The sequence below is a fragment of the Streptomyces sp. NPDC058092 genome (genome assembly GCF_042884935.1).
Lineage (GTDB): Bacteria > Actinomycetota > Actinomycetes > Streptomycetales > Streptomycetaceae > Streptomyces.
On the sequence record NZ_JBHVSY010000010.1, the window covers coordinates 268689 to 281834 of the forward strand.

The following is a 13146-nucleotide window of genomic DNA, read 5'->3' on the forward strand; positions in this document are numbered from 1 at the left end:
GCCGGGAGCGGGGGTCAGCCGAGGATGCCGCGGTCGTAGCCGACCGCGACGGCGGCGGCCCGGTCCTTGGCGCCCAGCTTGGCGAAGATATGGGTGAGGTGGGTCTTCACGGTGGCCTCGCTGATGAACAATTCGGCGGCTATCTCCCGGTTCGAGGTGCCCTTCGCGACGAGTTCGAGCACCTCGCGCTCACGGCCCGACAGCGACTCGTTGCCCTGCGCCGCCGGGGTGCGCACCCGTGAGATCAGTCGGGAGGCGACGGCGGGCGAGAGCACGGTCCGGCCGTCGGCGGCGGCGCGGACCGCGTTGAACAGCTCGTCGCGGGGCGCGTCCTTGAGCAGATAGCCGGTCGCGCCGGCCTCGATCGCGGGGAGAGTGTCGGAGTCGGTGTCGTACGTGGTCAGGACGAGCACCTTGGACCGGGCGCGGCGCCCGGTCAGTTCGGCGATGGCGGCGACTCCGCCGCCGCCCGGCATCCGCAGATCCATCAGGACGACATCGGGGTCGAGCCGGGCCACGAGGTCGACGCCCGCCACCCCGTCCGGCGCCTCCCCGAGGACCCGGAACCCCGGGTCGGAGTCGAACATGCCGCGCAGACCGTCCCGTACGACGGGGTGGTCGTCGACGACGACGAGCGTGATGACGCGTGCGGAATCCTCAGCCATGGCAGGGCAACCGTACTGGTCATCAGCCGTGCCGGACCAGGGGCACCCGGGCGCAGACCGCCGTGCCCCGGCCCGGTTCCGTCTCCACCTCGACGGTGCCCGCGATGCGTTCGGCGCGGGCCCGCATGCCGCCGAGCCCGAATCCGCCCGCGCCGCGGCGGCGCGGCGGCAGGGCGACGGGGTCGAAGCCGCAGCCGTCGTCCCGTACGTCCAGGGCCAGTTCGTCACCCATGAAGGACAGGGTGATGCCGACCCGTGAGGCCCCGGAGTGGCGGCCGGCGTTGGCGAGGGCTTCCTCGGCGATACGGAGCAGGGTGGCTGCTATCTCGTCGTGGAGCGGCTCGACGGTACCGGTGACGGTGAACTCGGCCCGGACCGCGTGGCGTTCGGCCCAGCCGGCGACCGTCTTCTTCAGCGCGCCCGGCAGGTCGTCGTGCTCCAGTGCGGCGGGGACCAGATCGTGTACCGAGCGGCGCGCCTCGCCCAGGCTGTGCCGGGCGAGGGCGGTGGCACGGTCGAGGTGCTCCCTGGCCAGAGCGGGATCGGTGTCGGCGACCGAGGTCACCACCTGGAGCTGGGCGATGATGCCGGTCAGGCCTTGCGCGAGGGTGTCGTGGATCTCGGCGGCGAGCCGGCGCCGCTCGTCGGCGACGCCCGCTTCGCGGGCCTGGACGAGGAGTTGGGCGTGCAGGCCCGCGTTCTCGGCGAGGGCCTGTTCGAGTCGGGCGTTGGCGGACTCCAGCTCGGTGATGGTGTCGACCTGGTTGCGGGCGTGCTCGGCCTCCCGGTAGCCGATCTGGGCGAACACCATCGTGAGAGTCCCATGCAGAGCAAGGAGGATGCCAAAGGCAATCCAGTTCATGAGAGTGTCCGGCGGGAGACCACTGCCGCACTGCGAGCCCGCCATGATGACGGCGGTGGCGAGCAGGCCGGCCCGGAAGGCCCGATCCGGGAGCAGCCGGCCCGCGTCGAAGTAGCCGAGCACCGCGAACATCGAGAAGAACGGGTTGCACCAGGTCAGGGCGAAGGCGAGCAGGGTGCGGGCGACAAAGTAGAACTGCGCCACCCGCGACTTCGGGGGAACACCCGGCCGCACCCGCCCCCACCAGAGCTGGAGGACGAGCGCCACCGGAACCAGTACCGCGACGGCGTACACGTCCGCGCGGGACATGACGAGGTCGGCGGCCACGGCCGAGACCGCGGTGCCCAGGCCGAGCAGACCGTACGGCCCGTACCGGAAGAACCGATCGCCCAACTGCGCGGCCGTCGTCGGTCCGGTTGTGGTCGCCTCAGCCATGTCCCCCGCGTTCATGGGTGAAGTCTCCCCCGGAACCGGTCACTCCCATCGGAACAGACGGGTCGCGAGCAGGGTCACCAGGGCCGCCCACAGCGCCATCACGCCCAGCTGGGCCCAGCCGGGCCAGCCCCCGGACGCCGCCCGGTCCAGCGCCTGGGAGGCCGCACCGAACGGGGTGACCTGAACGATGCGCCGGAGGGTGTCGGGCATGGTCTGCACCGGGATCCAGACCCCGGCGGTGAACATCATCACGAGGTAGACGACCGAGCCGATGGCGGCGGAGGCCTTGGTGGTGCGGGAGAGCGCACAGAGCAGTGCGCCGAGGGCGAGGACGCTCGCCGTCGCCAGGAGCAGCGCCAGGACATAACCGAAGGGCTGTCCGGGCAGCGTGACCTGGAAGGCGGTCCGGCCGACGGCCATCACCAGCGCGGCGGAGCCGAGGGCCGCGGCGCCGTGCAGGGCGATCTGCGAGGTGAGCAGGGCGGACGGCCGTACCGGAGTGGTCGACATGCGGCGCAGGATCCCGCGCTCGCGGTAGCCGGTGAGGACGGGCGGCATGGCCTGCAGTCCGGCCATGATCATGGCGAGCAGCACCGACACCGGTACGTACAGATCGATGACGCGGCGGCCGCCGAGTGCGTCGTCGGGGTCCCGGAAGGACGGGATCAGGCCGAGGATCGTCAGCAGCACGGCCGGGAAGACGAGGATCCAGAACAGGCTGCCGGGCTCGCGGAGGAAGAGCCGTGTCTCGGCCCTGAGTACCGCTGCCCATGGGGTGGGGGTGGCCGTCGTCCTGGCCGGGTTCGCCGTGGTCATCTCAGGCCGCCTGTTCTGTGAGGTCGAGGAAGGCGTCGTCGAGCGTTGCCTCGGTGACGCGGAGCTGGTGTGCGGTGACGCGGTGGCGGGCCAGCAGCGAGATCACCGCGTTGACCGTCTCGTCGGTGCCGTTGATGACGATCCGGCCGCCGTTCTGTTCGACGGAGACCGCCCCGGGCAGCTGGTCCAGCTCGGTGTCGTCGAGCGGCTGTGACGGCGTGAAGGAGATGACCGTGGCGCTGCCGGCCCTGCTGACCAGCCCGGACGGGGTGTCGAGGGCGACGACCTTTCCCTTGTCGATCACGGCGACACGGTCACAGAGCCGGTTGGCCTCCTCCATGAAGTGGGTGACCAGAAGGACCGTCACACCGCTGTCGCGTACGTCCTCGATCAGCTTCCAGGTATCCCGGCGGGCCCGGGGGTCCAGACCGGTGGTCAGCTCGTCGAGGACCACGACCCGCGGGTTGCCGACCAGGGCGAGCGCGATGGACAGCCGTTGCTTCTGACCGCCGGACAGCTTGGCGAACCGGGTGCCGTACATGGTGTGCAGACCGAGCCGTTCGGCCAGCGCGCGCCAGTCGGCGGGGTCCGGATAGAAGGCGCTGTACAGCTCCAGCGCCTCGGCCACGGTGAGCTTGGGCTGGAGTTCGCTCTCCTGGAGCTGTGCGCCGAGCAGCCCGGTCACCCGGTCGTGGTCGGCGACGGGGTCGAGGCCGGCCACCCGGACCGTACCGGCGTCGGGGACCCGCAGCCCCTCGATGCACTCGACGGTGGTGGTCTTGCCCGCTCCGTTGGGGCCGAGGATCCCGAAGATCTCCCCCTCGTCGACGGCGAAGCTCACTCCGTCCACCGCGGGGCGCCCGGCGTAGGCCTTGTGCACCGCGCTCACTTCGATGATTGCCATGCCTACGAGCATCGTGTCCGGGGAACCGGCGCACCATCGTCCATCGCGCTCGAAACGGCATCGGCCGATCGGTTGATACGGGGTACGACCAGCGGGCTCAGGCACCGCCGGACGACGGCTCAGGCACCGCCGGACGACGGCTCAGGCACCGCCGGACGACGGCTCAGGCACCGCCGGACGGCCGAAAAACCACATGAGCGTTGTCAGTGGTGAACCGTAGGCTCGTCTGTGATGCCCGAAGAACATGCAGAGCCCAAGGAACGGTCCACCGCACGCTCCCTGCTGCGGTTGTGGCCCTATGTGAAGCCGGTGCGCAACCGCCTGTTCGGCGCCGCGCTGGTCGCGATAGTCGCCTCGTGCATGGGGCTGGTGATCCCTCTCGTACTGAAGTGGATCGTCGACGGCCCGGTGGCGGACCGCGATCCGGGGGGTGTCTGGCTGGGCGCGCTGTACCTGCTCCTGCTGGGCATCGCCGAGGCCGTGTTCTTCGGGATACGGCGGTGGCTGGTGGCCCGGCCGCTGGCGGGGGTCGAAGCGGCGATGCGGGCCGACCTGTACCGGCATCTGCAGCGGCTGCCGGTGGCGTTCCACGACCGCTGGCCGTCGGGGCAGTTGCTCTCGCGCGGGACCACGGACCTGATGCTGCTGCGCATGTTCCTGGCCTTTCCGCTGACGTTCCTGCTCGTCAACGGCACGACGATCCTGGTCGGTTTCATCATTCTGCTGATGCAGCAGTGGACGCTGGGGCTGGTGCTGCTCGCTCCGGTGGTGCCGTTGGTGATTCTCTGCTCGGTCTTCGAGACGAAGTACTCGGTCGTGGCGCGCCAGGCGCAGGACCAGGTCGGTGATCTGACGACGGTCGTCGAGGAGAGCGTGCTCGGCATCCGCATCATCAAGGGCTTCGGCCGGCACCGCAGCCAGGCCCTCGCGTTCCGTGCCCTCTCGCAGCGGCTGCGCAGCACGGAGCTGGGCAAGGCACGTCTCCTCGCGGGCATCTGGGCCGTCATCACCACGATCCCCGAGCTGGCCATCGGGGCGGCGCTGGTCCTCGGCACGGTCCAGGTCGCCGACGGCGGGCTGTCGGCGGGCACGCTGGTCGCCTTCCTGTCGACGGCGCTCGCGCTGCGGTGGCCGATCGAGTCGATCGGCTTCCTGCTGGCGATGAGTCAGGAGTCGGCGACAGCGACCGAGCGGTTCTTCGAGGTGATGGATGTGGCCGAGGAGGAGGACGCGGCCGCCGCCGACGGCCGCGCGCCGCAGGGCACGGACGGCGGTCGGGGCGAAATGGTCTTCGAGGGCGTGGAGTTCCGCTATCCCGACGCGGAGCCCGGATCCGTACCCGTACTGTCCCGGATCGATCTGCGCATCCGCCCCGGCGAGACGATGGCCCTGGTCGGGGCCACGGGCTCCGGGAAGACGACGCTCACCGCTCTCGTACCACGGTTGCACGAGGCCACCGGGGGGCGGATCACGCTGGACGGCAGGGACATCACCGCCATGCCCCGGGAGGAACTGCGCAAGCTGGTGTCCGTGGCCTTCGAGGAGCCGACGCTCTTCTCGGCGACCGTCGGGGAGAACGTGCTGATGGGCGCCGAGGGCGCCGGGGAGGACGAGTTGCGGCGGGCGCTCGACGTCGCGCAGGCCGACTTCGTGTACGACCTGCCCGACGGCATCGGCACCCAGGTCGGCGAGCAGGGGCTCAGCCTCTCCGGCGGGCAGCGGCAGCGGCTCGCGCTGGCCCGCGCCGTGGTCGGCCGGCCCCGCTTCCTGGTGCTCGACGATCCGCTCTCCGCCCTGGACGTGCATACGGAGACGCTGGTGGAGGCCGCGCTGCGGCAGGTGCTGGAGGAGACGACGGCGATCGTGGTCGCGCACCGGCCGTCCACCGTGATGCTCGCGGACCGGGTGGCGCTGCTCTCCGAGGGCCGGATCACCGCCGTCGGCACCCATCAGGAACTGCTGCGCGGCAACGCGGAGTACGCGTGGCTGATGTCGGGGGCCACCGGCGCACAGGAGGGTGCCCCCGCTGTGGACGCCGTCCCCGACCTGTCCGGCGAGGGCCATCTCGTACCGGACTTCCCTGCCGAGAAGGGCCGTACCCGATGACCAGCCCGACAACCAGCACGACGACCGGTACGACGACGGCCGGGCCCGCCGAGCGGCAGCCGGACGCGCGGAAGGAGCCCGGGGGCCCGTCCCCCTCCGACGGTGCCGGGGACCGGTTCGACCGGGACGATCTGCCCACGCCCCGCGGTGCGACCCGGGCGCTGCTGATGTCGCTGCTCCGGCCGCACCGGAGCCGGGTGCTGGTGTCGGCGCTGTTGCTGCTGATCCAGCAGGCGGCGGTACAGGCGGGCCCGCTGCTCGTCGCGTACGCCATCGACAGCGGTGTGCCCGCGTTCCGGGACGCGGACTACGGGCCGTTGATCGCGGTGGCCGTGGGGTACGCGCTGTGTTCGGCGGCCGCCGGGCTCATGCAGTACGCGTTCATCATGGTCTCCGCCCGGATCAACCAGGACGTGCTGCTCGATCTGAGGGGCCGGATCTTCCGCCACGCGCAGGCGCTGAGTGTGGACTTCCACGAGCGCTACACCTCGGGGCGGCTTATCTCGCGTTCCACCACGGATGTGGAATCGCTGCGGGAACTGCTCAGCGAGGGGCTGCAGGAGCTGATCGGCATCGTCCTGTCCTTCGTCTCCATCTCGCTGGTGCTCCTCTGGCTGGACTTCGGTCTCGGCGCGGTGGCGGTGCTCTCCTTCGTCCCGCTGTATCTGCTGGTACGGCGCTTCCAGCGGCAGGCCGGAGTGCTCTACGCGGCGCGGTCGACGGCGATCGCCGCGGTCATCGTGAAGTTCGCCGAGTCGATGAACGGCATCCGCCCCCTCCAGGCGTTCCGCCGCGAGCGTCTCAACGACGCGCACTTCGAGGGCCTCAACTCGGCTCACCGGCGGGCGAACAGCGGCGCGATGCTGGAGATGGCGCGCTATGTCGTCGGCTCCCGGCTGGTCGCCAACACGGCGGTCGCGGGGATCGTGCTGTGGGGTGCGTACCGGGTGGCGTCGGGCGCGCTGGCGCTCGGTGTGCTGGCCGCGGCCGTGCTCTATCTGCGCCGGCTGTACGACCCGATCGACCGGCTGGGCATGTTCCTCAACTCCTACCAGTCGGCCGCCGCTTCGCTGGAGAAGATCGCGGGTCTGCTGGCCCAGGCCCCTTCCGTCCCCGAGACGACGAATCCGGTCGGCCTGCCCGCGCTCGCGGGTGAGCACCCGGGCCGCGAGGTCGTCTTCGACTCGGTGCGGTTCGCCTACCGTACGGGTGGCGAGGTGCTGCCCCGCTTCGATCTGACGGTCCCGTCCGGTCAGACCGTCGCCGTGGTCGGTTCGACGGGCGCGGGCAAGTCGACGCTCGCCAAGCTGCTGGCCCGCTTCTACGACCCGACCGAGGGCCGGGTGCTGCTCGACGGGACCGATCTGCGGGATCTGGCCGTGCCCGAGCTGCGGCGGGGTGTGGTGATGGTGACCCAGGAGGCGTTCCTGTTCTCCGGGACGGTCGCCGAGAACATCGCGATCGGCAGCCCGGACGCGACCCGCGAGGAGATCGAGCAGGCCGCCAAGGCGATCGGCGCACACGATTTCATCGCCGGGCTGCCCGAGGGGTACGACACGGACGTACGCAAGCGGGGCGGCCGGATCTCGGCCGGTCAGCGCCAGTTGGTCGCGTTCGCCCGGGCCCTGCTCGCGAACCCGTCCGTGCTGATCCTCGACGAGGCGACGAGCTCCCTGGACATCCCCGGCGAACGGGCGGTGCAGCGGGCCATGGACACGGTGCTCCACGGCCGCACCGCGGTGGTGATCGCCCACCGCCTGTCGACCGTGGAGATCGCGGACCGGATCCTGGTGATGGAGCACGGCCGCATCGTGGAGGACGGTGCCCCGTCCGAACTCATCGGCGGCACGGGCCGCTTCGCCGGGCTCCACCGGGCTTGGCGGGAGAGCCTGGCGTGAGCGGCCTCCAGCTCGGGGCGCCTGATGGGGCGGGTGGAGACCGTCCATGAGCGACCACCTACGAAACAGGGGTACCCGGGGTCGACAGGGCGATCGCCGCGGCAGGGCACAGGTCGACGGCTTCGCGAACCGAGTCCCGCGTCCCGGCGGGCGGCTCGGGTCGCAGCACGATCGCCTTGCCGTCGTCCTGACGCTGGTCGAACACCTCGCCGACCGTCAACACGCACATTCCGGAGCCGACGCAGCGCTCGGCGTCCACAGTGATCCTCATTGGTCACGCGTCCCAGGTGACCGGGAGGCTCTTCACCCCGTAGACGTCCGCGGTCTCCGGACGCAGGGCAACCTCTTCGGGGGGTACGGCCAGGCGCAGCGTGGGGAAGCGGTTGAGCAGCGCGGGGAACGCGACCCTCATCTCGACGCGGGCCAGCTGCTGCCCCAGGCACTGGTGGATGCCGTGGCCGAAGGCCAGATGCCCGCCGCCCTGCCTGCGGAGGTCGAGCACGTAGGGATCGGCGAAGCACTCGGGGTCGCGGTTGGCGGTGTTGTACGACAGGATCACCCGCGAGCCGGCCTTGATGGTCCGGCCGCCCACCTCGACATCCTCCAGCGCCGTCCTCATGAACGTCTTGGCGACACTGAGGTACCGCAGCAGCTCCTCCACGGCCCGGTCGGCGATCGCGGGATCGGCGCGCAGCGCGGCCAGCTGTTCCGGGTTGCGCAGCAGCGCGAAGGTGCCAAGGGCCAGCATGTTCGCGGTGGTGTCGAGCCCGGCCGCCAGCAGGATCAGGGCGATCCCCTTCAGCTCCTCGTCGGTCAGATCGCTGTCGGTGAGGTCGCTGAGCACGTCGTCGGTGGGGTCCGCGCGTTTGGCGGCCACCAGCTCCGCGAGGTAGTCCTGGGTCGCGGTATAGGCCGCTAGCAGGTCCTCGTCGCTTGTCTCCCCGTTCATGAACGAGTCGACCTGCTCCTGGAAGGACCCCCGGTCCTGGTACGGCACCCCCAGCAGTTCACAGATCACGATGGCGGGAATGGGCTTGGCGAACGCGATCACCAGGTCCGCCGACGGCCCGGCCTCCTCCATGGCGTCCAGGTGGTCGGCGGTGATCTGCTCGACGCGCGCGGTGAGCAGTCGCATCCGTCGTACGGTGAACTTGCCCATCAGCGGCTTTCGATAGCGGCTGTGCCGGGGCTCGTCCATGAGGAGGAACTCGCCGGGCGGCGCCGGGGGTGCCTTCATGTCTCCGTAGTCGATGGTCGGGTGGAGCATGAGCTCCTTGCGTGAGCTGAACCGCGAGTCGGCCAGGACCGACCTGACCAGGTCGTATCCGGTGATCAGCCAGCCGGGTCTTCCGCCGGGGAAGGTGTAGTGGCTGATGGGGCCGTGCCGGCGGGCGTCGACCAGCTCGGCCGGCGGGTCGAAGGGGCAGCCGGACTGACGCGCCGTCGGCATCGTCGCGACGGTGTGCAGGAATTCACTCATAATCATTCCTCATCTCGCGATAGCACGTGTTTGACGATGCTTGAAAGCTACGTTGCATTCAGAATTTCTGTCAATCGACGGAAACGCATTTACCCAGGTCAGCGGCAGAGAATTGATGCAATGACGATGCGGTCGAATGCAATAGTTCGTTGCAATGAATGATGGCGAAAGCAATACTGACGACATGCCAGGAGAACGGTTGACCCAGCAGGACCGCCAGCGCATCGCGGCCGGAATCGCCGACGGGCTCTCCTACGCCGGGATCGCCAGGCGGCTCGACCGCCCGACCTCGACGATCAGCCGGGAAATCGGACGCAACGGTGGCCCCAGCGGCTACCAGCCCCAGCGGGCGCACCGGGCGACGGCCCAGCGAGCACGGCGTGGCACACCGGCACCCGCGCGCGCGGCCGGACCGCCGGGTGACACGACGGGTGAGGAGATCATCGAGATGGCAGTCCGGGCGGGGCTGCCGAGGATGACAGCACGCGTGCACGTCGACCTGCTGCTGTCCGAAGACGGCAGGCGCACCGCGGCCGAGCTGACCCGCAGGCTGAAGGTCAGCCCCGCCTCCGTCTCTGTGGCCGTGAACTACCTCGTCCAGCACGGCTATGTCCGGCGCGAGCGCGATCCGCAGCGGCGTCGCGACGTCTACGTCATCGACGACGAGGCCTGGTACCACTCCATCGTTCTCAGCACGCGGCAGACACTCGATGCGGCGCAGTCCGCGATGGCCACGGCGGAGGCGTCCGGGCCCGACAGCCCCGTGGGGCAACGGATGGCCAGGGCGGGGGCATTCCTGGAGCGGGTCAGCCTGGACATCATGGAGTCGGCCGACCGCTGGCGCCCCCTCCTCGGGCGAGGGGCCTCGGGCGAACCCGGCGAGCCGGCTGACCGGTTCCCGAGGCCGCCCCGGATCGCCCGCGGTGGGCGATGAACGACTGCCCGGCTGATCTCGAGCAACCCGCAGGACGAGCTGCACCCCCACGCATCCCCGGTGGTCGCGGAAAGCGCCGCCGGGGTGGACTACGTCGGCGGCACCAGAGCGGGGGTCGACGTTCACTGATGCGTACCCTCACCGAACAGACCCACCGAAGCGTGCACTCCTGGCCAAGTAGCGTGCACAGCAGAGGTGTTCTGAATGCTCGCCGAGCTCGGCAAAGAGCCCCTGGTAGGGTCCGCGAAGAGCATCACAACGCGATGGAGATGGTTCATGAGGCTGCTCCCGCTGTTTCTCCGACGGCCGATCGAGGCGGTGTACGAGCGCCGACTGGCCGCCACCCTGGCGGGGCTGCCACGCCCGCGGCACGTCGGGATCATGCTCGACGGCAATCGGCGCTGGGCTCGGCAGGCGGGTCACACGGACGTCCGGGAGGGGTACCGGGCGGGCGGTGCCAAGACGACCGAGTTCCTGGGCTGGTGCACTGCCGACGGAATCGAGCACGTGACCCTCTTCATGCTCTCCGACGACAACCTCGGGCGCCCCGCCGAGCAGCTCGGCCCGCTGATCGAGATCATCGAAGAGACCGTCCGGGACATCACGGCCGCAGGCCGTCCCTGGGAGGTCCAGGTGATCGGCTCGCTCGACATGCTGCCTGGTACCAGTGCCCAAGTACTCAAGGAGGCCGCCGCCGCGACCGCGGGGCGAGGCGGGCTCAAGGTGGACGTCGCGGTCGGCTACGGCGGCCGACGGGAGATCGTCGATGCGGTGAAGAGCGCCTTCGAGGAACACATTGCTGCCGGTGGCGACCCTGCCGAACTGGTTGAGCGGTTCGAAATCGAGGACATCTCCCGGCATCTGTACTCGCCAACAGCCGACCACACCGACTTCATCATCCGAACCTCCGGAGAACAGCGGCTGTCCGGCTTCCTTCTCTGGCAGTCCGCGTACGCCGAGATGCACTGGGTGGACTGCTTCTGGCCGGCGTTCCGTCACGTGGACTTCCTGCGCGCACTTCGCTCGTACGCGAATCGTGAACGGCGATTCGGCAAATGACCGTCTTCAGCGCCGGGGATCACCCGGGGCGAGCGGGCTGGTGAGCTCCGCATTCGCCTCTTCGCCGTGCATCTCGATGCGCTCGGCGCCGACAGCGGGCCGCATGCCTTCGCGGTCCCCCCGGGCAGCATCTGACCTCGCTTCAGCGGCACATCTCCCGTGACGGGCAGATGGCCCAGGGCTGGATGGCCCCGGACGGCAGACCCACAGCCGGATTCAAGACCCCGCCACGCTCCCGGCGAATTCCAGGGGTGTGGCGGGGCTTTCGTCGTGTCCGGGATCAGTACGTGCGGAGCCGGTTGGTCAGACGGTGCCGAACTCTCCGGCCTTGACACCCGCCACGAAGGAGGCGAACGAGGCGGCGGAGGCGCTCAGCACCGGGCCGCTCGGGTTCTTGGAGTCGCGGACAGGGACCACGCTGCGCGAAGCGACGAGATTTGCGGCGACCTCGATGCACTGGCCGCCGTTGCCGCTGTAGGAGGACGTGAACCAACGGGGGGATTCGGTAGTCACGGGGTGCCCTTTCGTACCTGCTCGATCATGGCCACGGATGCCGCCTGGGAGAGCGCCTCGGCCTGTAGCTGATGGTAGGCCGTCAGTATCGGCAGCACGAAAGTACTTTCCCGTTCGAGATGACCCCGGTGAGTGGACTCGGCGTAGGACATCAGCGAGCGGTCCGGCATGGTGAGCACGGTGATGGGCAGGCTGAACGGTCTGCGCTCCCCCATGGAGAACGGTGCGATCTGCAACACCGTGTTCGGTAGCTCGGCGAACTCGAGCAAGCGCGCGAACTGGGCGTCCGTGACAGCGGGAGACCCCATTGGCCGGCGGATGCATCCTTCGTCGAGTACCGCAAGGATCAGGGGCGATGGCGACCGCACGAGGGAAGCTTGGCGCCTTGCCACCAGCCCGACACGTTCGTCTGCTTGCTCGGGGGTGGTTGATTCCCGCCGCACTGCGTCCGCTTCGAGCGCCGCTGCGTACTCCAGCGTCTGAAGCAGGCCAGGGATGACGCCCACCTCATACAGCCTGATCTCCGAGGCTCGCGCTTCATGGGCGACGTACTCCGGGAACCCTTCGATGAGCGCCGTTTGACGCACAGCGAGGCTCTGACGCTCGAACCTGTCTCCAGTTCCGAACACCTTGTCAACGCTTGCAGCAAAGCGGCGAGTTGGAGGCCGACGCCCAGTTTCTACGGCGGAAATGTGCGTTCCCGAGCATCCGATGCGCGAGGCCAGCTCGTCCTGTGTCCAGCCTCGTTCATCCCTCAGCATGCGCAGACGTTGCCCGAACTGCGCGCTCGGCGATGCCTCGGGGTCTAACTCTTTCCGATTCAACGGCCACCGCCTCATTCCCCAAACAACTTGTGCAAGTTGAAGACCCTCCGACTCTAAGCCACGCTGATCCCCCTTGGTAGCGGAACCGTTACGGAGAGGAGTGGCCCGTGTCTACGGAAGACGGCCCCCCGAACGAGCAGAACCCCCCACAAGCACCCTCCCCCGGCACGCTGTTGGTGGACACCAGCCGTCGTGACCAGGTGGGAGAGTTCCGGGGAGTGGCCGGCCCGTACTGGTCGTTACGACCGGTCTGCGGCGGGACGGAGTGGGAGGCGAAGCCCGCAAACGTGCGGCCGCCGAGCCCGATAGAGCGGTTGCGGGCCGAGATCTCGCGGTGCAATGCCCGGAGCGCGGGGCGGATCCTGTGACCGGTGATGTGGATGGCCGACCCGGCGTGAACGGGCAGCCTGAGCCGATGAGTTACCAGTGCGAGGTGCTCGCCGAAGGGCTCGTGTACGGCACCGACGAAACGGCGCGGTACGTCCTGGGCACCTTCCGGACCATCTCCCCCGTCCTCGCGCTGCGGTGGCTCGGCGGCCAGGCGCTGTGGATCGTGGACCGGCTCGGCCTCGACCCCCGCCTCGGCCACCTCGCGGAACTCCGCGCCTGGTGAGGACCGCGAGAGCCAACGCGCCGCCCACGCACACCTC

Annotated in this window: 14 protein-coding genes; 6 read left to right on the plus strand and 8 right to left on the minus strand. The window is 69.6% G+C overall.

Annotated elements, in window-relative coordinates; all coding sequences use genetic code 11:
• Window positions 1–14 precede the first annotated feature (14 nt).
• From ACFVV1_RS19300 to ACFVV1_RS19315, 4 genes are read right to left on the minus strand one after another with little or no spacing between them, the layout of a single operon-like run.
• The gene (locus tag ACFVV1_RS19300) at window positions 15–665 is read right to left on the minus strand and encodes a response regulator (RefSeq protein WP_389990427.1); all 651 of its coding nucleotides are present in this window, start codon (window positions 663–665) and stop codon (window positions 15–17) included.
• A gap of 22 nt (window positions 666–687) precedes the next feature.
• On the minus strand, window positions 688–1977 hold the full coding sequence (locus ACFVV1_RS19305; RefSeq protein ID WP_389990429.1) for a sensor histidine kinase: 1290 nt from the start codon (window positions 1975–1977) through the stop codon (window positions 688–690).
• Between the two features lie 24 nt (window positions 1978–2001).
• Complete coding sequence (locus ACFVV1_RS19310) at window positions 2002–2778, minus strand: ABC transporter permease (protein WP_389990431.1); 777 nt, start codon at window positions 2776–2778, stop codon at window positions 2002–2004.
• Window position 2779: 1 nt separating this feature from the next.
• Window positions 2780–3682 (minus strand): ATP-binding cassette domain-containing protein, encoded by a 903-nt coding sequence (locus ACFVV1_RS19315; RefSeq protein WP_389990433.1) that lies wholly within the window; start codon window positions 3680–3682, stop codon window positions 2780–2782.
• A gap of 231 nt (window positions 3683–3913) precedes the next feature.
• Here ACFVV1_RS19315 and ACFVV1_RS19320 point away from each other — a divergent pair, with 231 nt between their 5' ends.
• Together ACFVV1_RS19320 and ACFVV1_RS19325 are read left to right on the plus strand one after the other, a co-directional pair.
• Window positions 3914–5788: an ABC transporter ATP-binding protein gene (locus ACFVV1_RS19320; protein ID WP_389990435.1), complete on the plus strand. Its 1875-nt coding sequence runs from the start codon at window positions 3914–3916 to the stop codon at window positions 5786–5788.
• Window positions 5785–7686, plus strand: coding sequence for an ABC transporter ATP-binding protein (locus tag ACFVV1_RS19325; protein ID WP_389990437.1), 1902 nt, complete (start codon window positions 5785–5787; stop codon window positions 7684–7686). Before ACFVV1_RS19320 ends, ACFVV1_RS19325 begins: the two co-directional genes overlap by 4 nt.
• Before the next feature lie 58 nt (window positions 7687–7744).
• On the opposite strand, the gene ACFVV1_RS19330 is transcribed toward ACFVV1_RS19325, so the two are convergent.
• Both ACFVV1_RS19330 and ACFVV1_RS19335 read right to left on the minus strand, forming a co-directional pair.
• A complete protein-coding gene (locus ACFVV1_RS19330; protein WP_389990439.1) occupies window positions 7745–7957 on the minus strand; it encodes a ferredoxin in 213 nt (70 codons plus the stop codon).
• 3 nt (window positions 7958–7960) lie between these two features.
• Window positions 7961–9166 carry a cytochrome P450 gene (locus tag ACFVV1_RS19335; protein ID WP_389990441.1) on the minus strand — a complete coding sequence of 402 codons (1206 nt, stop codon included), beginning with the start codon at window positions 9164–9166 and terminating at the stop codon, window positions 7961–7963.
• Between the two features lie 199 nt (window positions 9167–9365).
• Here ACFVV1_RS19335 and ACFVV1_RS19340 point away from each other — a divergent pair, with 199 nt between their 5' ends.
• Window positions 9366–10100 carry a helix-turn-helix domain-containing protein gene (locus ACFVV1_RS19340; protein ID WP_389990443.1) on the plus strand — a complete coding sequence of 245 codons (735 nt, stop codon included), beginning with the start codon at window positions 9366–9368 and terminating at the stop codon, window positions 10098–10100.
• A gap of 276 nt (window positions 10101–10376) precedes the next feature.
• Window positions 10377–11159 (plus strand): isoprenyl transferase, encoded by a 783-nt coding sequence (locus ACFVV1_RS19345; protein WP_389990445.1) that lies wholly within the window; start codon window positions 10377–10379, stop codon window positions 11157–11159.
• Window positions 11160–11462: 303 nt separating this feature from the next.
• Here ACFVV1_RS19345 and ACFVV1_RS19350 read toward each other — a convergent pair whose 3' ends face one another.
• Both ACFVV1_RS19350 and ACFVV1_RS19355 read right to left on the minus strand, forming a co-directional pair.
• Window positions 11463–11672, minus strand: a complete 210-nt coding sequence (locus ACFVV1_RS19350) for a DUF397 domain-containing protein (RefSeq protein ID WP_389990447.1) — start codon at window positions 11670–11672, stop codon at window positions 11463–11465.
• Entirely contained in the window at window positions 11669–12511 is an 843-nt protein-coding gene (locus ACFVV1_RS19355; RefSeq protein WP_389990449.1) for a Scr1 family TA system antitoxin-like transcriptional regulator, read from the minus strand. The genes ACFVV1_RS19350 and ACFVV1_RS19355 overlap by 4 nt, the downstream gene beginning before the upstream one ends.
• Window positions 12512–12603: 92 nt before the next feature.
• Between ACFVV1_RS19355 and ACFVV1_RS19360 the strand changes: the two genes are divergently transcribed.
• Together ACFVV1_RS19360 and ACFVV1_RS19365 are read left to right on the plus strand one after the other, a co-directional pair.
• Window positions 12604–12864, plus strand: a complete 261-nt coding sequence (locus ACFVV1_RS19360; protein WP_389990451.1) for a hypothetical protein — start codon at window positions 12604–12606, stop codon at window positions 12862–12864.
• A 47-nt stretch (window positions 12865–12911) separates the two neighbouring features.
• Complete coding sequence (locus ACFVV1_RS19365) at window positions 12912–13109, plus strand: hypothetical protein (protein WP_389990453.1); 198 nt, start codon at window positions 12912–12914, stop codon at window positions 13107–13109.
• Window positions 13110–13146 lie beyond the last annotated feature (37 nt).